Origin of the sequence: Sedimentimonas flavescens (assembly GCF_019264375.1) — a bacterium.
Lineage (GTDB): Bacteria > Pseudomonadota > Alphaproteobacteria > Rhodobacterales > Rhodobacteraceae > Rhodobacter > Rhodobacter flavescens.
Genome location: NZ_JAHVAI010000009.1, coordinates 96650 through 121321, shown reverse-complemented (window position 1 = coordinate 121321; position 24672 = coordinate 96650). Strand labels below are relative to the sequence as shown.

Here is a 24672-nt window from a genome sequence, read left to right as displayed (position 1 = left end):
GTGTTAGCGATGGAAGGGGAGGAACCGATGAGCGCAGAAGACCCACGCGAGCGTCTGACACAGGCGGGGCTGAACCTGATCGGACAGGCTCTGTCGATCTTCGACAGCGATCTGCGGCTGGCCGTTTCGAACCGCCAGTACCAGCGCATGTTCGACCTTCCCGAGGAATATACGCGCCCCGGCACCCTGTTCGAGGACACGATCCGCCTGCTGGCGCTGCGCGGAGAATACGGCCACATCGGCGACATCGAGGAAGCGGTGCGGCTGCGCGCCGAACAGGCCCGCGCCTTCGAGCCGCATTACCTGGAGCGCACCCGCACCAATGGCCGCACCATCGCGGTCGAGGGCGCGCCACTGCCGCAGGGTGGCTGGGTGACCGTCTATACCGACATCACCGAGATCAAGCGCCAGGAAGCATTGCTGCGGGCGCGCTCGGCCGAGCTGTCCGAGCAGGTGCTGGAAAACGCCGAGCGGCTGGCGGGCGCCAACCGCGCGCTGGCCGCAACCAACGCCGCGCTGGAAGAGGCGCAGCGCGAACTGACCGCGATCGAGGCGCGCACCCGGCAGGTGACCGAAATGATGCCCGCCCATATCGCGCATATGGGCCGCGACTTCATCTATACCTTCTCGAACCGGAAGCTGACGGCTGTCATGCCCGGCTCGCTTGACGATCCGGTCGGGAAACATGCGGATGCGGTGCTCGGGCCCGACACTTTTGCGCGGATCGAGCCCGGCTTCGTCAAGGCGCTGGCGGGTCAGGCCAACGTGCTCGAGATCACGCACGAACCCTCGGGGCGGCGCATCCGCATCGCGCTGACGCCCGACCGGGGCGCCTCGGGACAGGTGCAGGGGGTCTATATCCTCTCGACCGACGTCACCCACGAAACGCAGGCCCGCGCAGCACTGGCGCAATCCTCCAAACGCGAGCTGGCGGCACAGCTGACCTCGGGGCTGGCGCATGATTTCGCCAACCTCCTGACGATCATTCTGGGGCTTCAGGGGCGACTTGAGCGCATGCCGGACCTGTCGCCCGACGCGCAGGAGGCCGTGCGCGCAACGCTGGCCGCCGCACGGCGGGGCGGCGCCCTGCTCGACCGGATCGCCGCGATCTCGGGCAAGCGCGAGTTGCGCCCGCAAGCGGTCGAGCTGCGCCCGATGATCGAGGATATCGCCGCGATGGCGCGCCCGACCCTTGGCGAAGCGGTGCAACTGGAAACCTTCGTCGGCGGGATCGAGGGGCCGGTGCTGCTCGATCCGGGGCAATTGCAGGACAGCGTGTTGAACCTGCTCCTGAATGCCCGCGATGCGATGGGGCCGCACGGCGGCACGATCCGGGTTGAGGTGCATCCCGTGCGCGACACCTGGGTCGAGATCTCGGTCAGCGACACCGGCCCGGGCTTCTCCGAAGAGGCGCTGAGCCGCGCGCTCGATCCGTTCTTCACCACCAAGGGCGGCGAGGGCTCGGGGCTGGGCCTGTCGATGGTCTATGATCAGACCAAGCTTGCCGGCGGCACGGTGCGGCTGGAAAACACCCCCGAAGGCGCGCTCGTGGCGCTGCGCCTGCCGTTGCGCCCCGCCCAGGCCGAGACCGCGCCAATGCTGGTGCTTCTGGTCGAGGACAATGAAGAGATTCGCGCCCATACCCGCGAAATGCTGCGCAGCATGGAGCACACCGTCGTCGAGGCCAGCAGCGTTGCCGAGGCGGAGGCATTGCTCGCACTGCCAGATATCGGCATGGTGCTCTCGGACATCCAGCTTCCCGGCGAGGGCTCGGGCGTGGATCTTGCCAACCGCATCGCCGAGCGCCTGCCCGTCGTTTTGATGACCTCGCTGCCGCCGGGCGACGCGCTGCGCGCCTCTGCCCCCTGCCCGGTTCTGCAAAAACCTTTTAACGCGGTAACCCTCGCCGCCACACTCGCCGGAGCACGCCGATGACCGCCCCGCATGTCGCCATCCTCGACGACGAACCCGAGATCCGCCGGATGCTGGCCGACACGCTCGAAGAGGCGGGGTTTCGCACCACGGCCTATTCCCGCGCGACCGAGTTCGAGGCGGCGCTGAAACGCACGGCCTTTGATGTTTGCCTCGTAGACCTCGGCCTGCCCGACCGGGATGGGCTGGCACTGGTGCATCGGCTCGCGCTCGAATCCGGAGCGGCGATCATCATCATCTCGGGCCGCGCGCAGGTGCAGGACCGCGTCACCGGGCTGGAGCTTGGCGCGGATGACTACATCATCAAACCCTTCGACCCGGCCGAGGTCGTGGCGCGCATCCGTGCGCGTCTGCGCAAGTCCCGCACCGAAGCCAGCACGAGCGCCCAGATCGCGCATTTCGCGGGCTGGCGCGCCCATTTCGACCGTTACGTGCTGACCGATGCAGATGGCCGCGAAACCCCGTTTTCTCATGCCGAGGGCGAGGTGCTGCGGCTCTTCCTAGACAGCCCCAACCGGCTGCTGACCCGCGCGCAGATGCAAGAACACCTTGGCGGCGTGGCGGGCGAAAGCTTTGACCGGGCGATGGATGTGCGCATCTCGCGGCTGCGCACCAAGCTGGGCGAAGACCCCAAGAACCCGCGCCTGATCAAGACGATCTACGGTGCGGGCTATATCTTCCTCGGCGAGGTCCGGTGGGAGTGATTTTGCACTGGCGTCAGCCGCCCGGTTCTGATTCCCTGAAGGAACAAGACCAACCCAAGGCCCCGCCATGCTCAGCCTGCTGCTGCACCGCCCCACCGCCCGCGCCTTCTACCGCGTCGAGATCGCCGACAATCTCTTTGGCGAATATTCGGTGCTGCGCGAATGGGGCCGTCAGGGGCGCCGCGCGGGGATGCGGGTGAACTGGTTTTCCAACCTGCGTGAGGCCGCTCAGGCCGCCGACCGCTGGCGCGGACGCGCGATCCGGCGCGGCTATCGGCTGACCGAACGCCGCGCCGCGCAAGGCTGAGGGGCGGCGATGGGGCGTATTCACTGGTGTGGAACGGGGCTGAGTTCGGGGCCGGGCCTGCGGCGCCTGATCGACGCCGGACACGCGGTGACGGTCTGGACCATCGACGAGCCTGCCGCCTACGCCCTTCTGGCCGGGCGCGAGGCTGAGATCAGCGGCTTCTCGCAGCAGGCGCTTGAGGCTACCGTGCAGCCGGGCGAGGTGATTGTCTCGATGCTGCCGCCCGATCTGCATGGCGATCTTGCGCAGATCGCGGTGCGCCGGGGCGCGCATTTCGCCTGCTCGTCCTACCTGTCGAAGCAGTTGCGCGATCTGGATGGCCCCGCGCGCGAGGCGGGCGTGACGATCCTGGCCGAGGTCGGGCTTGACCCCGGCATCGACCACCTGATGGCGCATGATCTTGTGGCGGGCTATCGCGCCTCGGGGACGGTGGCGGCGGGCAACACCCTATCGTTTCACAGCTACTGCGGTGGCATCCCGGCCCATCCGAACGCGTTTCGCTACAAGTTCAGCTGGTCGCCGCTTGGCGTGTTGCGCGCGCTGCGCACGCCCGCACGCTCGATCCGGCATTTCACCGAGCTGAAGGTCCGCCACCCGTGGGAGGCGGTCTCGCGCTTCGACGCGCCCCTGCCGCACCCCGAGACCTTCGAGGTCTACCCCAATCGCGACAGCCTGCCCTTCGTCGAGGAATATCGCTTCGACCCCGCCTGGCGGATCGAGGATTTCGTGCGCGGCACGATCCGCCTTCTGGGCTGGTCCGATGCCTGGGCGCCGGTTTTCGCCGCGCTCGAACGCGATGGCCCCGAGGCCGAGGAGCGGCTGGCGGACATGGCCGACACGCTCTGGCGCGAGAACGCCTATCACAAGGACGAGCCCGACCGGGTCGTGCTGGTCGTCTCACTTGAGGCCAAGCACGACGGGCGGCCGGTCTGGCATCGAAGCTGGATGCTGGATGCTCAGGGCGACGCGCGCGGCTCGGCCATGGCGCGGCTGGTGTCGGGCACGGTCTCGCTCGCGGTTGAGGCGATCTTGCGCCACGAGATCCCCGCCGGGGTGCATTCGGCGCCGCATGACCCCAAACTGGTCAAGGGCTGGCTCGGGGCGCTCGAAAGCCAGGCGCAGTATCTCGCCCGAATTGACCATCTGGCCTGACGTTCAGAACGGGCGGGGCGCCGTAAAGGTCATGTGCTTGCCGCCGTCGGGATGGCGGATACGCAGGCTCTCGGCATGCAGCATCAGGCGCGGAAAATCGCGCGCGGCGCCTTCGGCATAAAGCGGATCGCCCAGGATCGGGTGCCCAAGCGAGAGCATATGCACCCGCAACTGGTGGCTGCGCCCGGTCAGCGGGTTGAGGCGCACACGGGTCGTGCCGTCGGGATCATGTCGCAACACGCGCCAACCGGTCTGCGCGGGCTTGCCGGTTTCATGATTCACATGCTGCTTGGGGCGGTTCGGCCAATCCACGATCAACGGCAGATCGACGGTGCCCTCCTTCGGCTCCAGATGCCCCCAGAGCCGCGCAAGGTAGTGTTTCTTCGTCTGGCGGTTCTCGAATTGCAGGCCGAGGTGGCGCTGCGCATGGGGCGTCAGGCCAAAGATCATTACGCCCGAAGTATCCATATCCAGCCGATGCACCAGCAAGATCGTGGGGAAGGCCGCGCGCAGCCGATTGATCAGGCAATCGGCGCGGTCCTCACCCTTACCCGGCACGGACAGAAGACCCGCGGGCTTGTCCACCACCAGGATCTCGTGATCGGCGTGGAGCACGCGGGGCTGCTCGGCGGTCGGGGTATAGACGAAATCGCTCATGCGGCCCAGATGGCCCGGCGGGGCGGCGAAATCAAGCTCAGTCGAGGACGAGCTTTGCGGCGAGGCCCCCGAACATGACCGCTGCGACACGGTTAAGCACCCCCATCCGACGCGCGAGCCGCGCGCCAAGCCAGCCTGCCGTTGCCCCGTAGCCCGCCGTGACGATAGTGCCGGTGGTCATCACGAGCGTGCCCAGGATCAGGATCTGCTGCCAGATCGGGCCGACCGAGGGGTTGGTGAACTGCGGCAGGTAGGCCAGCATGAAGAGCATGACCTTTGGGTTGAGCAGGTTGGTGATGATCGCGCGACGAAAAGCCACTGCGGGGCGCAGCGCGCCCTGGATCGAGCTGGTCGAGGGCGCCGGCGCGCGCCAACAGCGCCAGGCGACCCAGAGCAGATAACCCGCCCCGAACCAGCGCACGACATCCAGCACGCCGGGATGCGCCGCGACCAACGCGCCAAGCCCGAAGGCCGTGGCCAGCACATGGGCGATGCCGCCGATACCGACGCCAAGACCCGCCGCCGCGCCCGCCTTGGGCCCGCCCTGAATGCCCGAGGCCGTGGCGAAAAGCACATCCGATCCGGGAGTGAAGTTCAGCACCAGCGCGCCCACCATGAAGGCCGCCAAGGTTCCGGCCGGAAAGGCCATAAACGTATCCCACATAGCGCGCTCCGGGCATCTGTTTGCGGCACGCTAGATCAGCGCGGCGGCGTCGTCACGCGGGATTTTGCGTCAGACGCCAGCGAAGGTCGCGGCGAGGATCCGCCCAAGTCGTGCAGCGTCCTCCGGCGTGAAGGCGTCGGGCTGGTTGCTGTCGATGTCGAGCACACCGATCAGCCGTCCGCCTTGCCCGAAGACGGGAAGCACGATCTCGGACCGGGTCGAGGAGGAGCAGGCGATGTGCCCGGGGAAGGCGTCGACATCCGGGACGAGCTGCGTTTCTCGCGTGCGCGCCGCGGCGCCGCAGACCCCCTTGGAGAAGGGGATGACAAGGCAGCCATGGCCGCCCTGATAAGGGCCGATCTTGAGGAGTTCCGGCCCGGTCACGCGGTAAAACCCGGTCCAGTCGAAGCGATCGTCAGCGTGATGGATCTCACAGGCAAGCGTTGCCATCAGCGCGACCTCGTCGGTCTCGCCATGGCTGAGTGCGGCTATCTGCTGTTCGAGCTGATCATAATCAACGCGCATCTTACCCTCAAAGGAAGGCCGGGGGTTTCACACCCCCGGACCCCCGTGGGATATTTCGACCACGTTGAAAAGGTCAAGGCCGCTCGATGGCGATGGCCGTGCCTTCGCCGCCGCCGATGCAGATTGCGGCGATCCCGCGCTTGAGGCCGCGCGTTTCGAGCGCGTGCAGGAGGGTGACGATGATCCGCGCGCCCGAGGCACCGATCGGGTGGCCAAGCGCGCAGGCACCGCCGTTCACGTTGACCTTGTCATGCGGCAGGCCCATGCGGCGCATGAAGGCCATGGGCACGACGGCGAAGGCCTCGTTCACCTCCCACAGATCCACGTCCTCGACCGTCCAGCCGAGCCGTTTGAGCAGCTTTTCGGCGGCGGGCACGGGGGCGGTGGGGAACTCGGCCGGGGCTTGGGCGTGGCTGGCGTGACCCAGGATGCGGGCGCGCACGGGCAGGCCTTCGGCAGCGGCAAGTTCGGCCGAGGCAAGGACCAGCGCTGCGGCACCATCCGAGATCGAAGAAGAGTTGGCCGCAGTCACCGTACCATCCTTGCGGAAGGCGGGCTTGAGATGCGGGATCTTGTCGGGACGGGCATTGCCGGGCTGTTCGTCGATGCCGACATCGGTCGCGCCGCCCTTGCCCGGAACCGAGACCGCAACGATTTCGGCCTCGAAAGCACCCGATTTCTGCGCCTCAAGCGCACGGGTCAGCGAGGCGAGAGCGTAGCTGTCCTGCTCTTCACGCGTGAACTGGAAGGCCTGTGCGCAATCCTCGGCGAAGGTGCCCATCAGGCGGCCCTTGTCATAGGCATCCTCAAGCCCGTCGAGGAACATGTGGTCGATGACCTGCGCATGGCCGAGGCGCGCGCCGCCGCGCATCTTGGGCAGCAGGTAGGGCGCATTGGTCATGCTTTCCATGCCGCCCGCAACCATCAGCCCGGCCCCGCCAGCACGGATCTGGTCATAGCCCATCATCGCGGCCTTCATCCCCGAGCCGCACATCTTGTTGAGCGTCGTTGCGGGAACGTCCTGCGGCAATCCGGCAGCAAAACCCGCCTGGCGCGCCGGGGCCTGCCCCTGCCCTGCCGGCAGCACGCAGCCCATCAGCAATTCCTCGACCCGCTCGGGCGCGACGCCTGCACGACTCAGCGCGGCCGCGATCGCCGCCCCGCCAAGCTCGGGCGCGGTCAAACCGGAGAACGCTCCCTGCATTCCGCCCATGGGTGTCCGCGCGGCCCCGACGATCACGACTTCGGTCATTCTTTCCTCCCTCAAGAAACCCGTACTCCGAATACGGAATGGTAAGCATTCGCCGATAGTGTTGCCACAACTGCACCTGTGCCGGAGGCCCAAATGAACCTGACTGCAAAGTTACGTAGCGACACTTTGATTATTCGGGTCGAGGAAGACCGGCTGGACGCGGCCGTGGCGATCCGCTTCAAGGACCGGATGCGCGAGGAAACCGCCCCCGCCTCGGCGCGGGTCGTGCTGGATCTGTCGCGCGTGGTGTTCCTGGACAGCTCGGGGCTTGGCGCCGTGGTGGCGGTTATGAAATCGCTCGCGCCAGATCGGCGGCTGGAACTGGCCGGCCTTACCCCCAATGTCGAGAAGGTCTTTCGCCTGACGCGGATGGATACCGTTTTCCCCATTCATGCCAACGCCGATGCCGCGCTGGCCGAGGGGCTGCGGGATGCTGGCTGAACGTCGAGGCCTGACCGAGCCGCGGCCCACACGCGGCACCGCACAGGTCTTTCACCTGAGTTTTCTGGCCGACCCGCTGTCGGTCCGCGCGGCGCTTTGCGCCACACGTGCGCGCTTCGCCCGGCAGATGAGCGAGGATGAAGCCGGCACGCTGGAGCTTGTTCTGGCAGAGGTGCTCAACAATATCGTCGAGCATGGCTATGGCGCCGATGAGACCGGCACGATCACCCTCTCGATGGTGCGTGACCGGTGCAGCATGATCTGTTCGGTCAGCGACGACGGCGTCGAACTGCCCGCGCGCTGCCTTGATCACCTTTGGGACGGCGCACCGTCACGCCCGGCGCCAGAGGATCTGCCTGAGGGTGGTTTTGGCTGGTTTCTGATCCGGGATCTGGCCGAGGATCTGGGCTACCACCGCGAGGGCGGGCGCAACCTTCTGGCCTTCCGTCTGCCGCTGCAGGCGTTCAGTTCAGATGAAACTGAAGCGGATAGCGACCATCCGTAAAATCGCCGAAAAGGTCGGGCAGATCGGGATGCTCGACCGGCTCCCCCGAGTAATCGGCCATCAGGTTCTGCTCCGAGACATAGGCGACGTAATAGCTGTCGTCGTTCTCGGCCAGAAGGTGATAAAAGGGCTGTTCCTTGGACGGGCGGCTGTCTTCGGGAATGGCGTCATACCATTCCTGCGTGTTCGAGAACATCGCGTCCACATCGAAGATCACGCCCCGGAACGGATGCTTCCGGTGACGGACGATCTGGCCGATATGATACTTGGCGTGAGTCTTGTACATGATGGCACCCATAGCTCCACCTAACGCCTAACTCCATCTTATGTCCACAATTTCGCCACAATTTGGCTGGAAACAATCTGTGGCCCGCTGCCCGACAGTCCGCTTTTGCGGCCCTCGTGGCGCTTTGTGATTTCCCCTTTCGACGAAATCCCGTAAAATATCGACAAATAAGCCAAACGGCAAAAGAGCAGTCATGAAGAACATCCTGAAACTGGCCATCGTGCTGCTTGTCGCGGCATGTGGTGGCGGCGACTCGCGGGCACCGCGAAATCTGGACAACGCATGCCTGCTGGCGCGCGAAAAGCCTTCGTATTTTGCGGCCATGCGCAAGACCGAGTCCCGCTGGGGCGTGCCCGTTCATGTGCAGATGGCGACGATCTACCAGGAATCGAAGTTCATCGGCAATGCCAAGACGCCGCATCGCTTCGCCTTGGGAATCATCCCGCTCGGACGCCAAAGTTCGGCCTATGGTTACAGCCAGGCGATCGACAGCACCTGGGATGATTATCGCGAGGCTACGAACCGCCGCAGCGCCAGACGCAACAAGTTCCAGGACGCGAGCGACTTCATGGGCTGGTACATGGACGGCACCAGCGAGCGTCTCGGGATCTCGAAATACGACGCGCGCAACCAGTATCTGGCTTATCACGAGGGGCGCTCGGGCTATGCCAGCGGCAGCTACCGGTCGAAAGGCTGGCTGTTGGCGGTGTCCGATCAGGTCGAGGCCCGCGCGCAGATGTACCGCGCGCAGCTGGACGCCTGCGGCCGGTAAGGCTTACTGCCGGCGGCTGCTTTCAACCACGATGTTGAACATCGCCGAGCCCAGATCGACGCCCTTGGTCAGATCGCCGAGGATGACCGTGGTCTGGGCGCCGCTGTCATCGGTGATGATCCACTGACGCAGTTCCGTCGGCTTTTCGGTGAAGACCAGCGTGATCGAGCCATATTCCGGGTGCTCGGGGTCCTGCGCCACGACGCGCGTGGACTTGTCGTCAGAGCTGTGCCCCACCACCATCTTCTCACGCGCCAGATCGACATTGGCGGCCAGGATCAGGTTCAGCGGCGTCTTCGACAGCGGGTATTGCTCGGGACCCGAGTTCGACTTGGGGTCGAAGATCGCCACCTGCCCCGCGCTTGCCAGAACCAGCGTCTTGTCCGAGGTATATTCGAAGCGCACCCGCCCCGGCCGCTTGATGAAGATCTTGCCGGTCGAGATCGTGCCGTCCGAGTTCACCTGCGTGAAATCGGCCTGCGCAGTTTGCAGGGCGTTCAGATAGCGCGAGATCTCGTTCAGCGGGATTTTCTCGGCAAACGCGGGGGCCGCGAATGCGAGGGCGAGAACGGGCGCAAGGGCAAGGCGAAGCATGTTCATGGGCCTGAATTTATCCGCACCACGCCAAATGAAAAAGCCCCGCCGGATCACGATCGGCGGGGCTTTCATCACGTTCCTGCGGGATCATTGCTCGGGCACAAGGATCTCGCGCTTGCCGACATGGTTGGCCGAGCTGACAACGCCCTGATCCTCCATCTGCTCGACCAGCCGCGCGGCCTTGTTATAGCCGATCCCCAGCTTGCGCTGGATGTACGAGGTCGAGCATTTACGATCCTTGATGACGATCGCGACGGCCTGATCGTAGAGCGCATCCTCGCCATCGGTATTGCCGCCAAGGCCAAGCACCTGGTCGATATCGCTGGCGATCTCGTCATCCGGCCCATCGACCACGCCCGACATATACTCCGGCGGCCCGAAGGACTTGAGGTGGTTCACGATCTCCTCGACCTCTTCGTCGCTGACGAAGGGCCCGTGGATACGGGTGATGCGCGAGCCGGCGCCCATGTAAAGCATGTCGCCCATGCCCAGAAGCTGCTCGGCGCCCTGTTCGCCTAGGATGGTGCGGCTGTCGATCTTCGAGGTCACCTGGAACGAGATCCGGGTGGGGAAGTTCGCCTTGATCGTGCCGGTGATGACGTCGACCGAGGGGCGCTGCGTGGCCATGATCAGGTGGATGCCCGAGGCCCGTGCCATCTGCGCCAGACGCTGGATACAGGCTTCGATCTCCTTGCCCGCGACCATCATCAGGTCGGCCATCTCGTCGACGATGACGACGATATAGGGGAAGGGTTGCGGCTGGAACTCGTCGGTCTCAAAGATCGGCTCGCCGGTTTCCTCGTCAAAGCCGGTCTGAACGGTGCGCTTGAACAGCTCGCCCTTGGCCAGCGCCTCTTTGACGCGCCCGTTGTAGCCCTCGATGTTGCGCACACCCATCTTGGACATCTTGCGATAGCGCTCTTCCATCTCGCCCACGACCCATTTCAGCGCGACGACGGCCTTCTTGGGATCGGTCACAACGGGGCTCAGCAGATGCGGAATGCCGTCATAGACGGAGAGTTCCAGCATCTTCGGGTCGATCATTATCAACCGGCATTCCTCGGGCGAAAGCTTGTAGAGCAGCGACAGGATCATCGTGTTGATAGCCACCGACTTGCCCGAACCGGTGGTCCCGGCGATCAGCAGGTGGGGCATCTTGGCGAGGTTGGCGATGACTGCCTCGCCGCCGATGTCCTTGCCGAGCGCGAGCGGCAGGCGCAGGTTCGAGTCGCCGAAATCGCGCGCGGCGAGGATCTCGCGCAGCACGACCTTCTCGCGGTGCGCATTGGGCAGTTCGATTCCGATGACCGAACGGCCCGGCACGGTCGAGACACGCGCCGACAGCGCCGACATCGAGCGTGCGATATCATCGGCCAGGCCGATCACGCGGCTGGCTTTCAGGCCCGGTGCGGGTTCAAGTTCGTACATCGTGACGACGGGGCCGGGGCGGACCGAGACGATCTCACCCTTCACGCCGTAATCGTCGAGCACGTTTTCCAGCATCCGGGCGTTTTCCTCCAACGCCTCGTCGGACAGCGAATGGCGCTGGATCGTCGTCGGGTTGGTCAGCAGCGACAGCGGCGGCACCTCATAGGCGGGGTGCTGGGGCGCCTCGAAGCGCAGCGTGGGCTGGGCCTCGGCCATCGCCTGTTTCGAGGGCGCGGGCGCCTTCTTGACCGGCATCACCACGCGCCGTTCGGGCGCCTGCGGGATCACCTGGCGGTTCAGTTCCATCCGCGGCGCGGGCGGGATTTCACCGTCGATCTCGGCGAAACCGTCGTCGTAATCGGCGGTCTCGTCCCAATCCTGGGTCTCGGCATCCATCTCGGGGGCCGAGAAATGCGCCTCATCCATGTCGAGGTCGATATCGAAGGGCTCGAACTGTGGCGCGGCGGGAGCGTCCAGCGTCAGGATCGGGCTGTCGGCCTGCATCAGACTCGGCTCCGGCACCTGCACCTTGCCCGGCATGAAGCGGGGCTTGGCTTGCAGCGGGGGTTCTGCGCGCAGCGCATGCGCCGGCGGGCGACTTGCGGCGACCAGCGGCTTCGGCCCACGCGCAAGGCGCGCGGCAACCGCGGCCAGAACCGAGGCGGGCGCGGGCGGCGCGGCGGGCGCCTCTTCGACGCGCGCCTCGGCGCGCAGAGGTGCTGCGGGCGCGGTAGCAACGGGTGCGGCCGTCGCGGCGCGGGTCTTCACCGCCTCGGCAATGCGGGCGCGAATACGGTCTTCGGAAGGCGCGGCCCCGGCGCTTTGCCAGTCACGCTGACGCTCAAACAGTTCGGGTTCCAGATCGTCAGGGTCGATCAGCGGCTCATTGTCCTGCGCACGACGGATGCGCGACAGAAGCGAGCCGCGCTCGGGCTGCGCGGCCAGCGGCGGCTCGGCCGCCCAGGCCTGTTGCGCGGACCAGGTAGCGTAGTCGTCGGCACGCTCGGCAGCCGCAGCCCGGCGCTGACGCGCGCGTTCGCTTGCCGTCTGCGCAGCGCGGACCGAGGCCGAAGCACCCTTGCCCAGCAGGGTCATCAGCCCGGCATAGGCCGCCACCGTCCCCAGCATCAGAAAACGCGCGATCAGGCCCCATTCCTCACGGTCGAAACCCAGCACGAAGGACGACACGGCGATGGTCAGCACCGCTAGCACCAGCGAAAGCAGCTTCAGCCCGACCGTCCCCGAAACCGGCGAGATCCCCAGAAGCGAGCCTGCGATCATGTCGCCGAAATGCCCGCCCAGACCGAAAGTCTGACCCCAGTCAGCACCCGGCACCAATAGCGCCGCATAGACCGAGGCGACAGCCACCGCGATCGGCAGCAAAACGGCGCGCTGGCTCAGGCGTTCCTCGCCGCGATGGGTGACGAAACGCGCCCCCCAAACCCACAGGCCAAGCGGCAAGAGCCACGCCCCACGCCCGACGATCACCACCAGCGGCGAGGCGATACCCGCACCGATCCGGCCAAGCCAGTTCTGCACCGGCTCTTCCGAGGCGGCCATCCAGCTCGGGTCTTCGGGTGAGTAGCTGCCCAGCAGCATCGCCACGAGAACCCCGGCAAAAATCAGCACCGCGCCGACCAGTTCCTTGCCGCGACGCTCGAGGATCGCCTGCGTGTTCTGGTCCAGTAGCGGGTCGCGCTGTCTCACCTGATAGGATGCCATCTTTACCTGTCCTCACGCATAGAGGCAGTCGCGCAGCTTGATCAGCCCGCGCCGCGTTTCTTCTTTTGGGGCGACCAGGGCCACCCGGATATATCCCTTGCCGGGGTTGAACCCCGCGACCTCACGCGAAAGGTATGCGCCGGGCAGAACCCGCACTCCCGTCTCGCGCCACAGTTTCAGTGCCGCTTCCTCGCCATCCTCGACGGGAAGCCACAGGAAGAACCCGCCCTCGGGCAGGCGGAAGCTGTTCACGCCCTGGAAAATCTCTTCGGCGAGCGCGTATTTCTCGGCGTAAAGCGCGCGGTTCTCGATCACATGGATCTCGTCGGCCCAGGCGGCTTCCGAGACGCGCTGGATCGGCAGCGGCAGCGGTGCGCCGGCGTAAGCACGCAACTGTCGGATGCGCCGGATGCACTCCGCCCCGCCCGCACAAAAGCCAGACCGCAGCCCCGGCAGATTCGAACGCTTAGAGAGCGAGTGGAAGATCACCACGCGCTCGGGGTCGAAACCCTCGTCATTGGCCACTTCGAGCGCGCCGGGCGGCGGCTCGGTCCGCCACAGTTCCGAATAGCATTCGTCGGCGAAGATGCGGAAATCGTGCTTCTCGGCCAGCGCGAGCAACGTCTTGAGATACTCGCGCGAGGCAACCGCGCCCTGCGGATTGGCGGGCGAGCACAGATAGGCGATGGCGGTGCGGTCAAGCACCTCGGCGGGCAGGCCCGCGTAATCGGGCAGGAAACCCGTGGATTCGGTCGAGGGAACGAACACTGCCTCGGCGCCCACGGTGGCGGTGGCAACGGCGTAAACCTGATAGAACGGGTTCGGGATCAGCACGACGGGCTTCGCGCCGTTCTTGGTTTCCGGGCAAAGCGCCACGGCCGCGTTAAAAAGCCCCTCGCGCGTGCCGTTCAGCGCCATGATCCGCTCGGGCGCGACATCGGCGCGATAGCGGTTCTTGAGCCAGGCCGAAATCGTCGAAAGCAGCTCGGGCGTACCGTCATTGGCCGGGTACTTGCCAAACTCCGCAAGGTTTTGCGCAAGGATCGGGCCGACGAAATCGGGCATGGCGTGGCGCGGCTCGCCAATGGTCATGGCGATGGGTTCGCCGCCCGGAGCGTGCGAATCGAGAAGCGTCCGCAAACGCGGAAACGCATATTCGGGCAGGTTCGAGAACCGCTCGGGAAATGCCATATTTGCCTCATGTATCGGGGTCGTTTCGCCCCGTTTGATCAACAGGTTACAAAACCGCGCCCGATCCGTCCAGAAAAAGCGCGGGGTCGGTGCGGGAGGGGATTCGCAATTGTGTCTTTTCAGCCAAGCGCGGCTTCGGCGGCGGCACCAAGACGCAGCAGGCGTTCCTCGGCCATGGGTGCGGCCATCAGCGATATGCCACACATCGGCTCGCCCGTGGGCAGGGTCAGCGCGCAAAGGCCAAAGATGTTACCGATACGCGTGTTGCGCAGTGCCAGAAGGTTCTCGGCGGCGAAATAGGCCGGATCGGTGAGCAGGCGTTTCGCATCGGGCGGCAGGATCGGCGCGGTCGGGACCAGCACGGCGTCATATTCGGCAGTCTCGGCCAGATAGGCGGCGCGATAGGCGTCGAGCGCCTCCCACGCAGCGATGTAATTCGCCGCCAGCGCCGCAGCCCCGGAGCGGAAACGCTCTAGGATGAGCGGATACATCTTGGCGGGGGCAGCCTCGATCACGTCCTTCCAGATGCCGTAAGCCTCGGGCGCGAAGAGGATGCCGGACAGATCCATGGCGGGCTTCACCATCGGCAAGGCGCGCCGCTCGATCCGCGCGCCCGCACGGGCCAGACGATCCACAGCCGCCTCGCAGCCGCGAACCGGCGCCTCGCGCGCGGCATCGAAGGGTAGCCCCTCCAGCACCAGAAGCCGCGCGCCTTTCAGATCGGCGCCACGCAGATCGGCGGCCTTACCCCCCTCGATCAGCGCCAAGAGCGCGGCGCAATCGGCAACCGTACGCGCCAGTGGCCCCACCGTGTCGAACCGGCGGCAGAGCGGCACCACCCCACGGGCCGAAACGCGGCCGTGCGTGGTCTTGAGGCCGACAAGATCGTTCCATGCGGAGGGAATACGCACCGAACCCCCGGTATCAGAGCCGATCGCCCCCGCCGCCAGCCCCAGCTTGACCGACACCGCCGCGCCCGAGCTTGAGCCCCCCGGCGCCAGTTCGGGGTGGATCGCATTGGGCGGCGTCGCCGTCATCGGGTTCACGCCAAGGCCGGAAAAGGCCAGTTCGGTCATATGCGTCTTGCCCAGACAGACCGACCCCGCCAGCGTCGCGCGGGCCAGCACCTCGGCGTCTTCCTCGGGGATGCGGCCTTCCAGCAGGCGCGAGCCCGCCTCGGTCGCCACGCCCGCGCTGTCGAAAAGATCCTTCCAGCTCAGGCTCACACCATCGAGTAGCCCGCGCCGGGTGCCGTTCTTGGCGCGCGAACGCGCGGCCATCGCCTCGGCCCGGGCGCGTTTGGGCGTGAGGCGCGCATAGACATCGGGCGCGCCCGCGGCGGCCTCCAGATAGGCCTCGGTCAGATCGACGGGGCAAAGCTTGCCCGCCCCGATGGCCTGCCCCTGCTCAACTGCGCTTGCGAACCGATCCATGCCGACCTCCGTTTTCAGCGAGGCTAGCGACAAGGCTGCGCATGGACAATCCCGCGCGTCACGCCATAGTAACGGGCATGAAATACGATTCAGATATCATCATCTCGGGCGGCGGGCTGAACGGCCCGGCCCTTGCGCTTGCACTGGCCCAGACCGGCCTCAGTGTCACCGTCATCGACGCCGCGCCCGCGCGCCAGCGCGCCGAGGACGCCTTTGACGGGCGCGCCTATGCGCTGGCGCTGGCCTCGCACAAGCTTCTGCGCGCGATTGGCGTCTGGCCTGCGGTCGCGGCGCAAGCGCAGCCGATGATGGAGGTCAAGGCCGCCGACGGCCGCCCCGGCGAGGGTGCCGCACCGCTCTTCTTGCATTTCGACGCGCGAGAGCTGGATCAGTCCCCCGTGGGCTACATGCTTGAGGATCGTTTCCTATACCGCGCCTTCCTAGATGCGATGGAAGCCGCGCCGGGGATCACCCTGATCCCGGCCACCTCGGTCACCGCGCAAGAGGTGCAGCCCGGCGGCATCGCCGTCACGCTGTCCGACGGACGGGTGATGACCGCACGGCTGCTGGTCGGCGCAGACGGGCGCCGCTCAGGCGTGGCCGAGCGCGCGGGCATCACACGTGAGGGCTGGGGTTACGGGCAGACGGCGCTGGTCGCCGCCATCGCCCATGAAAAGCCCCATCATGGCATCGCCCATCAGTTCTTTATGACCGGTGGGCCGCTGGCGATCCTGCCGCTGACGGGGAACCGCTCATCGATCGTCTGGAGCGAGAGCGACGAGAACGCGCGCACCATCGCCGCGCTCTCGGACGAGGATTTCCTGGCGGTTCTGCGCCCGCGTTTCGGCGATTTCCTTGGCAAGATCGAACTGGCCGGGCCGCGCTTCAGCTATCCGCTGAACCTGACGCTGGCGCGTGCCTATGTGGCGCCGCGCCTGGCGTTGATCGGGGATGCGGCGCATGGCGTGCATCCGATCGCCGGGCAGGGCCTGAACCTTGGGCTGCGTGATGTCGGTGCCCTGGCCGAAGTGCTGGTCGAGGCGATGCGGCGCGGCGAGGATATCGGCGCCATCGACGTGCTTGAGCGTTACCAGGGCTGGCGGCGGTTCGACTCGACCGCGCTCGCGCTTGGCATGGATGCGGTGAACAAGCTTTTCTCGAACGACAACCCGATCCTGCGCGCGGGGCGCGATCTGGGCATGGGGATCGTGCAGGCCATCCCCGGCCTGCGCCAGGGCTTCATGCGGCAGGCGGCCGGCCTGTCGGGGCCGCTGCCACGCCTGCTTCAGGGCCGCGCGCTTTAGTCGAGCGCGCGCGCCTCATCCACCAGCATGATCGGGATACCGCCGCGGATCGGAAAGGCCAGCCGCGCGGCCTTCGAGACCAACTCCTGCCGCTCGGCATCGTAATGCAGGGTGGTATGGGTCAGCGGGCAGACCAGCGCCTCAAGCATCCGACGCTCGAACAGGGGCTTTTGATCGCTCATTGCAGGCCCTCCTCGCCGCAGCCACGCAGCGAAAACTCCATCAGCGTCACAAGGGTTTCGCGCCGCGTGGTCAGGTCGGGCGCCTCAAGCAGCGCCTGCTTGTCCTCGGGGTCGAGCGGCAGAAGCATCGAGAGCGTGTTGAGCAACAGCTCATCCTCGGCATCCTTGAGCGAATCCCAGTCGGTATCGAGACCCTGCGCGGTGAAATAGCGGCACAGCAGATCCATGAAGGGCGGACGGTCGAAGCCCGGATCATGCTCGGCCAGGCCGATGTCGCGCGCGAAAGGCGCCCAGTTCACCCGCGCGCGGATGTAGGGGGTGAAACCCTCCTGCTCCTCGCAGAGCTTGAAGCGCGAGATCCCCGACAAGGTGATCATGTAGCGCCCATCCTCGGTCTCAGAGAACCCCGTCAGCCGCCCGGCGCAGCCGATGGTGCTGAGCCGCGTGGCCCCGCCGGGACAGCGGCAGGGCTGGATCATGCCGATCAGCCGCTCGCGCGTTTTCATGCAGTCTTCAAGCATCTGCAGGTAGCGCGGCTCGAAGATATGCAGCGGCAGGCGTCCCCGGGGCAGCAAGAGCGCCCCGGTCAGCGGGAAAAGGGGAATGGTATCGGGCAGGTCGCCGGGCTTGATCATGCGCATCACATAGCCCGCCGTTCCGTTCAGGCAAATATCATCGACGACAGCCGGCGACGGCCCTTGGCCGCGATCGGGTCATTGGGCTTGAGCGCGTCGAAAACGGTGAAAAGCTGCGTCTTGGCGGCGCCCTCGTTCCACTCACGATCCCGACGGAAGAGTTCGAGCAACTGCTCGACGGCCTCTTCAACCTGCCCTGCCGCATGGAGCGCCTGCGCATAGTCGAAGCGCGCCTGATGATCGTTGGGATCTGCTTCGACCGCCGCCTTGAGGATATCGAGCGGGCCTGCCTTTTCCGCCTGCCGCGTCAGCGCGATTTGCGCGCGCACGGCCTCGACCGGGGCGGCAGAGGCGATCTTGGCGGGCACGGCGGCCAGCAGTTGTTCGGCCTGCTCAAGATTGCCAAGCGCCAGATGCGCGCGCATCAACCCGCCATAGGCCTCGGCATTCTCGGCGTCTTCCTCAAGGATCGCAGCGAAAGTCTCGGCGGCATCGACGGCGGCGCCTTCGGCCAGCATTTCCTCGGCGGCGGCAACGGCATCGGCCAGACCGCCATCACCGGCCATGGCCGACAGCTTCTCAACGAACTTCTTCAGCTCCGAGGCCGGCAGCGCGCCCTGGAAACCATCGACCGGCTGGCCCTGCCAGAAGGCATAGACCGTCGGGATCGACTGGACCCGCATCTGGCCCGCGATCATCTGGTTTTCATCGACATTGACCTTGGCCATGACAACCTTGCCCTTGGCGTCATTCACCGCCGCCTCAAGCGCCGGGCCAAGCTGACGGCAGGGGCCGCACCAGGGCGCCCAGAAATCGACGATCACCGGGACGGTCATCGACTTGTCCACGACCTCAGCCATGAAGTTGGCTTCGGTCACGTCCTTGACGAGTTCGGGTTGGGCGGGCTTCGTATCGGTTCCAAACATATGCTTATCCTCTCGGATTCGGTTGTCCCCTATATGCGCGCGCAAGGGCGCCGCGCCAAGGGGCCGGGCGGAATTGTCTCACAGATCGAAGGTCGCAAAGACTGGCGCATGGTCCGAGGGTTGCTCCCACCCCCGCGCGGTGCGCAGCACACGGCTGCCATGCGAGGCGTTGGCGATATCGGGCGTGGCCCAGACGTGATCGAGCCTGCGGCCCTTGTCCGCCGCATCCCAATCCGCCGCGCGATAGGACCACCAGGAATACAAAAGCCCCTCGGGAATGTCCTTGCGGGTCACATCGACCCAAGCGCCCGCATCCTGCGTTTGCGCGAGGTGTTCGATCTCGATCGGCGTGTGCGAGACGATCTTGAGCAACTGCTTGTGGTTCCAGACGTCATCCTCGCGCGGGGCGATGTTCAGATCGCCGACAAGGATCGACTTCTGCGGCTTGGCCGCGTGGAAATCGTCACGCATATGGGTCAGGAAATCGAGCTTCTGGCCGAACTTCTCGTTCTGCGCGCGGTCGGGAATATCGCCGCCCGCCGGGACGTAGAAGTTGTGGATCGTCACGCCGTTCTCAAGCCGGCCCGCGACGTGGCGGGCATGGCCCAAGTTGGCGTAATCCTCGCCGCCCGCCTCGGTCAGCGGCAGTTTCGACAGGATCGCCACGCCGTTGTAGCCCTTCTGCCCCCGCGCCACGATCCAGTTGTAGCCAAGCGCTCGGAACCGCTCGAGCGGGATCTTCTCGACCGGGCTCTTGCATTCCTGAAGGCAAAGGACGTCGGGCGCCTCCTCTTCCATCAGCTTGCACACCAGCGACTCGCGCAGGCGGACCGAGTTGATGTTCCAGGTGGCGAGGGTGAAGGTCATGGGCGTCTCCTTTGATCGGCGCGATACTGGCCCGGCCCCCGCCAAAGGGCAACCCGAAGCCTGCCCGAAACGAAAACGGCGGTGGAGCCTGCCACCGCCGTTTCAAGGTTTTCGGCCTGCTTACTCGGCCCAACCGCCGATGGACTTGACGCAGCAGAACTCTTCGATGCCCCAGCGGCCACCCTCGCGCGCAAGGCCCGAGGCGCCGATGCCGCCGAAGGGCGCGCCCGCGCCACGGCTTTTCCCGTTCATCTGCACCATCCCGGCATTGAGCGACCGCGCCAGACGGTTGCGGCGCGCACCGTCCATGCTCTGGACATAGTTCGTCAGACCGTAAGGCGTGTCATTGGCCAGCGCGACGGCCTCTTCCTCATTGTCGAAAGGCATGATCGACAGCACCGGACCAAAGATTTCCTCGCGCACGATGGTCATCTCGGGGGTGCAATCGGCGAAGATGGTCGGGCGGACGTAATAGCCCTTGTTCAGCCCCTCGGGGCGGCCAAGACCGCCCGCGATCAGCCGCGCACCTTCCTTGATACCGGACTCGATCAGGCCCTGGATCTTCTCGAACTGCGCCTTGTTGATCACCGGACCGATGTGGCGGCCTTCCTCGCGCGGGTTGGCCACGCGGGTCTCGGCGGCGGTCTGCGCAGCGATTTCCAGCGCCTTCTCGTAATAGCTGCGCTCGACCAGCATCCGGCTCGGGGCGTTGCACGACTGCCCGGTGTTCTCGAACATGTGGCGCACACCGCGCTTGACGGCCTTTTCGTCGCAATCGGCAAAAATCAGGTTCGCGCCCTTGCCACCCAGTTCAAGACAGACGCGCTTGAGCGTCTCGGCGGCGGCGACCGAGATCGCCTTGCCCGCACGGGTCGAGCCGGTGAAGGAGATCATCGCGATATCCGGGTGCGACGAAAGCTGCGAGCCCACGCCGACGCCGTCGCCATTCACCAGATTGAACACGCCTGCGGGCACGCCCGCCTGATCGATGAACTCGGCAAACAGCATCGAGGACAGCGGCGCCTCTTCCGAGGGCTTGAGCACCATCGTGCAGCCCGCGATCAGCGCCGGAATGACCTTGAGCGTGACCTGATTCATCGGCCAGTTCCACGGCGTGATCAGGCCGACAACACCAATCGGCTCATAGGCGATCATCGCGCCGGGGGTGCCATCGCCGAGCGGGTGAACCCATTCGAAATCCTTCGCCGCCTTGATGAAGTTCGAGATGTGCCAAGTGCCGGAGAAGGCCTGCTCCTTGCGGGCCAGATCAATGGGTGCGCCCATCTCAAGGCTGATGGCCTGGGCCATTTCCTCGAACCGCTCCTCGTAGATCGCGAGGATCTTCTCGACATAGGCCAGACGAGTCTCGGGCGCGGTCGCGCGCCAGGCGGGAAGGGCTGCCTTGGCGGCGGCAACCGCCGCCTCGGTGTCGGCGCGCGCGCCTAGCGAGATCACCGCGCAGGGATCTTCGGTGGCCGGGTCGATGACCTGATAGTCACGAGCCGCAGCCGGGGCGACCCATGCGCCGTTGATGTAGAAATCGCGCTTTTCGATCATGGAAACCTCCTGTTGGCGCGCAGCGTGGCATCGTGCCGCGGTAAGGGCAAGGCGACGCATTGGAAAAGCCCTGCGCAAAATGGCGCACCCGTCTGGCAAGGCCTGACCAAAGCGCCTATATGGCTGCTCGACATAGTTACCGACCGGAGAATGAAATGGCCCTGCGCATTAACGATATCGCCCCGAACTTTACCGCTGACTCCACCGCCGGCGAATTGAACTTCCACGACTGGATCGGCGACAGCTACGCGATCCTGTTCTCGCACCCGAAAGACTTTACCCCGGTCTGCACCACCGAATTCGGCGCCGTCGCGCAGCTTGCCGCCGAGTTCGAGAAGCGCAACACCAAAGTCATCGGCGTGTCGGTGGACTCGGTTGAAGAGCACGTGAAATGGAAAGCCGATATCGAGGCTTTCGCGGGCGCTCCGGCGAACTTCCCGATCATCGACGATACCTCGCTCGCCGTGTCCAAAGCCTATGACATGCTGCCCGCCGACGCCTATCTGCCCGATGGCCGCACCCCGGCAGACTCGGCCACCGTGCGTACCGTATTCATCGTTGGCCCCGACAAGAAAATCCGCCTGATGATGATCTACCCGATGTCGGTAGGCCGCAACTTCGCCGAGATCCTGCGTGCGCTCGACGCCGTTCAGGCGACCGATGGCGTGCCCTTCGCCACCCCGGCCAACTGGGTCCCGGGCCAGGATGTCATCGTCGCGCTCTCGCTCTCGACCGACGACGCCAAGGCGAAGTTCGGCGAGGTGGACGTCAAGCTGCCCTACCTGCGCTTTGTGAAGCGGTCTGCCTGACAGGGGCACTGCCCGCCATGAATTGCAAAGCCCGGCCAAATGGCCGGGCTTTCGTTTTGCGCAGACGGGCGAAGATTCACGTTCACACGCTTTGCGATTGACCGTTCCGGGCACAAGGCACAAGTTCCGTTCCATATTCTTCGCATTCGCAACGAGCCATGACCCCGACAATAGTCACCCTGAGTTCGATCCCCCCGCGCTTTTCCGAGTTGGGCGAAACGCTGGAATCGCTTCTGACCCAAAGCCTGCCGGTGCAAGAGATCCGGCTTCACATCCCCGAGCGCTACCGCCGCTTTCCCGACTGGGACGGGACGCTGCCTCAGGTTCCAGCGGGCGTGACGATTCATCGCTGCGCCGAAGATCTGGGCCCGGCCACAAAGATCCTGCCCGCCGTTCGCGCGCTCAGGGGACACGAGGTCGACCTTCTGCTCTGCGATGACGACAAGATCTATGACCGCGACTGGCATCGTCGCTTCAAGGAGCAGGCGCGCAAAAGGCCGGGCACCTGCATCGTGGAGGTCGGCGAGACCTTTCCCGATATCGCTGAGACGCACCGCGCCCCTGACCGCCTGCCGCGCGGTCGCCGGCTCGCACGCAAGGGGATCGGCTACCGCCTCAAGCGGCTGCTCAGTCTTGGGTGGTACAAGCCCCATTTCTTCACTCAGAGCGGGTATGTCGACCAACTTTCGGGCTATGCAGGCGTTCTGCTGCGCCCGGACTGGTTCGACGACGCGGTGTTCGACATCCCCGATATTATCTGGACGGTCGATGATCCCTGGCTTTCGGGTCACCTGGAGCGGCGCGGCATCCCGATATGGCTCAACGCCAAGGGTAAGATCCCGCTAATGCGCGATAGCGGCAATCGTCATGCCCTGCTCGATCTGGTCGAGCAGGGGCACGATCGTGTTAAGGCCGATCTGGCGGCAATCGACTACTTCCGTCAGACCTATGGCATCTGGCAACCTGGCGGCGCGGTCGAGCCTGCCTATCCGCGCATGACCACCTCGATGATCGAGTTGCGTCGCCGCGCGCTGGCTAAGGGCTGAGGGGCGTGGGAACCCGATAGCGCGCGATCCTCGCGGCGATGACAAGGTCGTTGCGGCCCCGCCCCAACGTTATGCAGCTTCAGCGCCTCGCCCTGCGTGCCGGGCCATTCCACGATTCGTCCTCGGCGCCCGAGCAGACACGGAGCGCTACCGTTCAGCCGGTGCATCCAGCAGAGCCAGACTTCATCCGCATCGGGCTACAGTCGTCCGAACGCTCGCATCACAGTGTGCCCCTAGGGCGGAAACAGCTGCGCAGAGCAATCCTCGGGGCTAATCATGATCCGGTGCGCCCGATGACAAACCACCGCGTCGGGGTACAGCTCAAGCGTCGGAATGATCTTCCTGAACGAGCGGGTATCGTCGGTTTCTCGGATGACGAGGCCGAACCGCTCCAGATTCAGCACCTCGTCCCGCAGGGTCGCGCGCCCCCCCCATGCGAGCCACAAGATGATCTCGTCGCGGGACAACGCTTGACACACGAGGCACTGCAAATCCGCGCTGGCGTTTCGAAGCGCTTTGGATAGCTGGTCAGTGAGACAACAAGGCGACGGTTCAACCCATGCGACGACAGCCGAGAAGCTCCGACTGCGACACGACGGCGTAACTCGGATCGTGCCCGCACTAGCCGAAGCCTAAGCTTCCAGTTCTACCAATACCGCGACAGCGCGGGTAGGCGCCGCATCACACAACCTCTTCTCTAAGCTAACTTTGCAACACCTTGAGTCCGTTGGCGGTACGGCACAAAGGCCGCGACACTGCAGTGCTCAGTGGCCCGTAGTATTGAAATAATGCTTGGAACGCCGCCCCATCAGCGCCCCCAACCGCCCCGCAATCCAGCCCGTGGTCCGTGCGAATTCCAGCAGCGTTCCGCCGCGTGTGAACGGCAGCGCAACCGCCAGAAACAAAGCGCCGACCATCTTCGCAGGAACCGACACGAGCAGCCCCCAACGCTTCATCGGCTGCTCCTCGATCTTGCGAAGGAAGTGGGTGATCGCCTGATCCCGGGCACGGCCATATTGATAGCCGAACGTCAGCCGCGCCTTCGGCACGGTCTCATAAACATAGGCATCCTTGACCCAGCCCGTCCTGAAGTCTTTCTGCCGCACTTCGTCGTAGAATTTCGAATCCTCACCCCCGGAGTAGCGCGTTGCCTCGTCGAACCAGATTCCTTCGCGGGAAAACAGCGACGTTTCGCCCAACCAGTTATTCGTGACAATCGTAGTGCCATTCGTCGCGTGCAGCGTCGCGCGGGCGGCTGCGCGCTCCTCTTTCTTACGGTAGCGTGCGCCGACATTGTCGTGCATCAGCCGCTCCCAGAAGCTAAGCCCCTCGACTGACGGATCGATCCTTAGCGGCGCGCCCAGCAAAACAGCCTCGCTACGCCGGTAGCCGTCGATCATTCGCACGAGCCAATCCCGTGCCGCGGTGTCGTCATCGTCCACGAAAGCCAGCAGATCGGCGCCCTGCGCGATCGCTTCTCGTGCGGCGCGGTTGCGCCCGAACGGAATGCCGGGCTCGGTTTCTAGGACATAATCGATCCGCGCACCATTTCCGAGCGGTTCGGCCGCCTCCACCACCCCACGCGAAGCGGGCTGAGAATCATTCTCGACGATCAGGAACCGGACATCGCAGTTTTCCGGCAGATCCATCTGCCCCCAAGAACGAATCAGCTCGGCGAGCATTCGTGGCCGACCACGCGTCAATGAGGCGACAACAACCTTAAGATGTGCATCGCGAGTCCGCATACCCACCCAAACTCCCATGGCGCACAGCAACAA

At 65.3% G+C, this 24672-nt stretch carries 26 protein-coding genes; 10 read left to right on the top strand and 16 right to left on the bottom strand.

All coding sequences use genetic code 11. From position 1 onward, the window contains the following. Positions 1-27 precede the first annotated feature (27 nt). The 4 genes from KTQ37_RS10465 to KTQ37_RS10450 all read left to right on the top strand — a co-directional run bounded on the left by KTQ37_RS10465 (position 28) and on the right by KTQ37_RS10450 (position 4095). Complete coding sequence (locus KTQ37_RS10465) at positions 28-1935, top strand: PAS-domain containing protein (protein ID WP_218630462.1); 1908 nt, start codon at positions 28-30, stop codon at positions 1933-1935. After that, positions 1932-2636: a response regulator transcription factor gene (locus KTQ37_RS10460; RefSeq protein ID WP_218630461.1), complete on the top strand. Its 705-nt coding sequence runs from the start codon at positions 1932-1934 to the stop codon at positions 2634-2636. Before KTQ37_RS10465 ends, KTQ37_RS10460 begins: the two co-directional genes overlap by 4 nt. Positions 2637-2703: 67 nt before the next feature. Further along, entirely contained in the window at positions 2704-2943 is a 240-nt protein-coding gene (locus KTQ37_RS10455; RefSeq protein ID WP_218630460.1) for a WGR domain-containing protein, read from the top strand. A 9-nt stretch (positions 2944-2952) separates the two neighbouring features. Continuing rightward, entirely contained in the window at positions 2953-4095 is a 1143-nt protein-coding gene (locus tag KTQ37_RS10450) for a saccharopine dehydrogenase C-terminal domain-containing protein (RefSeq protein WP_218630459.1), read from the top strand. A 3-nt stretch (positions 4096-4098) separates the two neighbouring features. Here KTQ37_RS10450 and KTQ37_RS10445 read toward each other — a convergent pair whose 3' ends face one another. The 4 genes from KTQ37_RS10445 to KTQ37_RS10430 form a co-directional block, all read right to left on the bottom strand. Continuing rightward, positions 4099-4752 (bottom strand): pseudouridine synthase, encoded by a 654-nt coding sequence (locus tag KTQ37_RS10445; RefSeq protein WP_218630500.1) that lies wholly within the window; start codon positions 4750-4752, stop codon positions 4099-4101. A gap of 37 nt (positions 4753-4789) precedes the next feature. Further along, a complete protein-coding gene (locus KTQ37_RS10440; protein ID WP_218630458.1) occupies positions 4790-5416 on the bottom strand; it encodes a LysE family translocator in 627 nt (208 codons plus the stop codon). 69 nt (positions 5417-5485) lie between these two features. After that, positions 5486-5941, bottom strand: a complete 456-nt coding sequence (locus KTQ37_RS10435; protein WP_218630457.1) for a GAF domain-containing protein — start codon at positions 5939-5941, stop codon at positions 5486-5488. Between the two features lie 73 nt (positions 5942-6014). After that, a complete protein-coding gene (locus KTQ37_RS10430) occupies positions 6015-7193 on the bottom strand; it encodes an acetyl-CoA C-acyltransferase (RefSeq protein WP_218630456.1) in 1179 nt (392 codons plus the stop codon). 93 nt (positions 7194-7286) lie between these two features. Here KTQ37_RS10430 and KTQ37_RS10425 point away from each other — a divergent pair, with 93 nt between their 5' ends. Together KTQ37_RS10425 and KTQ37_RS10420 are read left to right on the top strand one after the other, a co-directional pair. After that, complete coding sequence (locus tag KTQ37_RS10425) at positions 7287-7634, top strand: STAS domain-containing protein (protein ID WP_218630455.1); 348 nt, start codon at positions 7287-7289, stop codon at positions 7632-7634. After that, entirely contained in the window at positions 7624-8139 is a 516-nt protein-coding gene (locus tag KTQ37_RS10420) for an ATP-binding protein (protein WP_218630454.1), read from the top strand. The genes KTQ37_RS10425 and KTQ37_RS10420 overlap by 11 nt, the downstream gene beginning before the upstream one ends. On the opposite strand, the gene hspQ is transcribed toward KTQ37_RS10420, so the two are convergent. After that, the gene (gene hspQ / locus KTQ37_RS10415; protein WP_218630453.1) at positions 8099-8425 is read right to left on the bottom strand and encodes a heat shock protein HspQ; all 327 of its coding nucleotides are present in this window, start codon (positions 8423-8425) and stop codon (positions 8099-8101) included. The genes KTQ37_RS10420 and hspQ overlap by 41 nt on opposite strands. 193 nt (positions 8426-8618) lie before the next feature. Here hspQ and KTQ37_RS10410 point away from each other — a divergent pair, with 193 nt between their 5' ends. Next, complete coding sequence (locus KTQ37_RS10410; protein WP_218630452.1) at positions 8619-9197, top strand: transglycosylase SLT domain-containing protein; 579 nt, start codon at positions 8619-8621, stop codon at positions 9195-9197. Positions 9198-9200: 3 nt separating this feature from the next. Here the strand turns inward: KTQ37_RS10410 and KTQ37_RS10405 are convergent, their stop codons facing one another. From KTQ37_RS10405 to KTQ37_RS10390, 4 genes are all read right to left on the bottom strand, one after another. Continuing rightward, positions 9201-9797: a LolA family protein gene (locus KTQ37_RS10405; protein ID WP_218630451.1), complete on the bottom strand. Its 597-nt coding sequence runs from the start codon at positions 9795-9797 to the stop codon at positions 9201-9203. An 84-nt stretch (positions 9798-9881) separates the two neighbouring features. Next, positions 9882-12944, bottom strand: coding sequence for a DNA translocase FtsK (locus tag KTQ37_RS10400; protein ID WP_218630450.1), 3063 nt, complete (start codon positions 12942-12944; stop codon positions 9882-9884). A 12-nt stretch (positions 12945-12956) separates the two neighbouring features. Continuing rightward, positions 12957-14135 carry an aminotransferase class I/II-fold pyridoxal phosphate-dependent enzyme gene (locus KTQ37_RS10395; protein WP_218630449.1) on the bottom strand — a complete coding sequence of 393 codons (1179 nt, stop codon included), beginning with the start codon at positions 14133-14135 and terminating at the stop codon, positions 12957-12959. Positions 14136-14254: 119 nt separating this feature from the next. After that, complete coding sequence (locus tag KTQ37_RS10390; RefSeq protein ID WP_218630448.1) at positions 14255-15568, bottom strand: amidase; 1314 nt, start codon at positions 15566-15568, stop codon at positions 14255-14257. Positions 15569-15645: 77 nt separating this feature from the next. On the opposite strand from KTQ37_RS10390, the gene KTQ37_RS10385 reads away from it, so the two are divergent. Next, on the top strand, positions 15646-16872 hold the full coding sequence (locus tag KTQ37_RS10385) for an FAD-dependent monooxygenase (protein WP_218630447.1): 1227 nt from the start codon (positions 15646-15648) through the stop codon (positions 16870-16872). Here the strand turns inward: KTQ37_RS10385 and KTQ37_RS10380 are convergent. The 5 genes from KTQ37_RS10380 to KTQ37_RS10360 form a co-directional block, all read right to left on the bottom strand. Next, a complete protein-coding gene (locus tag KTQ37_RS10380; RefSeq protein WP_218630446.1) occupies positions 16869-17054 on the bottom strand; it encodes a Trm112 family protein in 186 nt (61 codons plus the stop codon). The genes KTQ37_RS10385 and KTQ37_RS10380 overlap by 4 nt on opposite strands. Next, on the bottom strand, positions 17051-17689 hold the full coding sequence (locus KTQ37_RS10375) for an LON peptidase substrate-binding domain-containing protein (RefSeq protein WP_218630445.1): 639 nt from the start codon (positions 17687-17689) through the stop codon (positions 17051-17053). Before KTQ37_RS10375 ends, KTQ37_RS10380 begins: the two co-directional genes overlap by 4 nt. A gap of 26 nt (positions 17690-17715) precedes the next feature. Next, the gene (gene trxA / locus KTQ37_RS10370) at positions 17716-18615 is read right to left on the bottom strand and encodes a thioredoxin (protein ID WP_218630444.1); all 900 of its coding nucleotides are present in this window, start codon (positions 18613-18615) and stop codon (positions 17716-17718) included. Positions 18616-18693: 78 nt separating this feature from the next. Next, entirely contained in the window at positions 18694-19482 is a 789-nt protein-coding gene (locus tag KTQ37_RS10365) for an exodeoxyribonuclease III (protein WP_218630443.1), read from the bottom strand. A 120-nt stretch (positions 19483-19602) separates the two neighbouring features. Beyond that, positions 19603-21039 carry an aldehyde dehydrogenase family protein gene (locus KTQ37_RS10360; RefSeq protein ID WP_218630442.1) on the bottom strand — a complete coding sequence of 479 codons (1437 nt, stop codon included), beginning with the start codon at positions 21037-21039 and terminating at the stop codon, positions 19603-19605. Between the two features lie 155 nt (positions 21040-21194). On the opposite strand from KTQ37_RS10360, the gene KTQ37_RS10355 reads away from it, so the two are divergent. Beyond that, the gene (locus KTQ37_RS10355) at positions 21195-21848 is read left to right on the top strand and encodes a peroxiredoxin (RefSeq protein ID WP_218630441.1); all 654 of its coding nucleotides are present in this window, start codon (positions 21195-21197) and stop codon (positions 21846-21848) included. A gap of 158 nt (positions 21849-22006) precedes the next feature. Beyond that, positions 22007-22894: a glycosyltransferase family 2 protein gene (locus KTQ37_RS10350; RefSeq protein ID WP_218630440.1), complete on the top strand. Its 888-nt coding sequence runs from the start codon at positions 22007-22009 to the stop codon at positions 22892-22894. 233 nt (positions 22895-23127) lie between these two features. Here KTQ37_RS10350 and KTQ37_RS10345 read toward each other — a convergent pair whose 3' ends face one another. Together KTQ37_RS10345 and KTQ37_RS10340 are read right to left on the bottom strand one after the other, a co-directional pair. Continuing rightward, positions 23128-23340 (bottom strand): hypothetical protein, encoded by a 213-nt coding sequence (locus tag KTQ37_RS10345; protein ID WP_218630439.1) that lies wholly within the window; start codon positions 23338-23340, stop codon positions 23128-23130. Positions 23341-23658: 318 nt separating this feature from the next. Further along, positions 23659-24576: a glycosyltransferase family 2 protein gene (locus tag KTQ37_RS10340; protein WP_236021176.1), complete on the bottom strand. Its 918-nt coding sequence runs from the start codon at positions 24574-24576 to the stop codon at positions 23659-23661. Positions 24577-24672 lie beyond the last annotated feature (96 nt).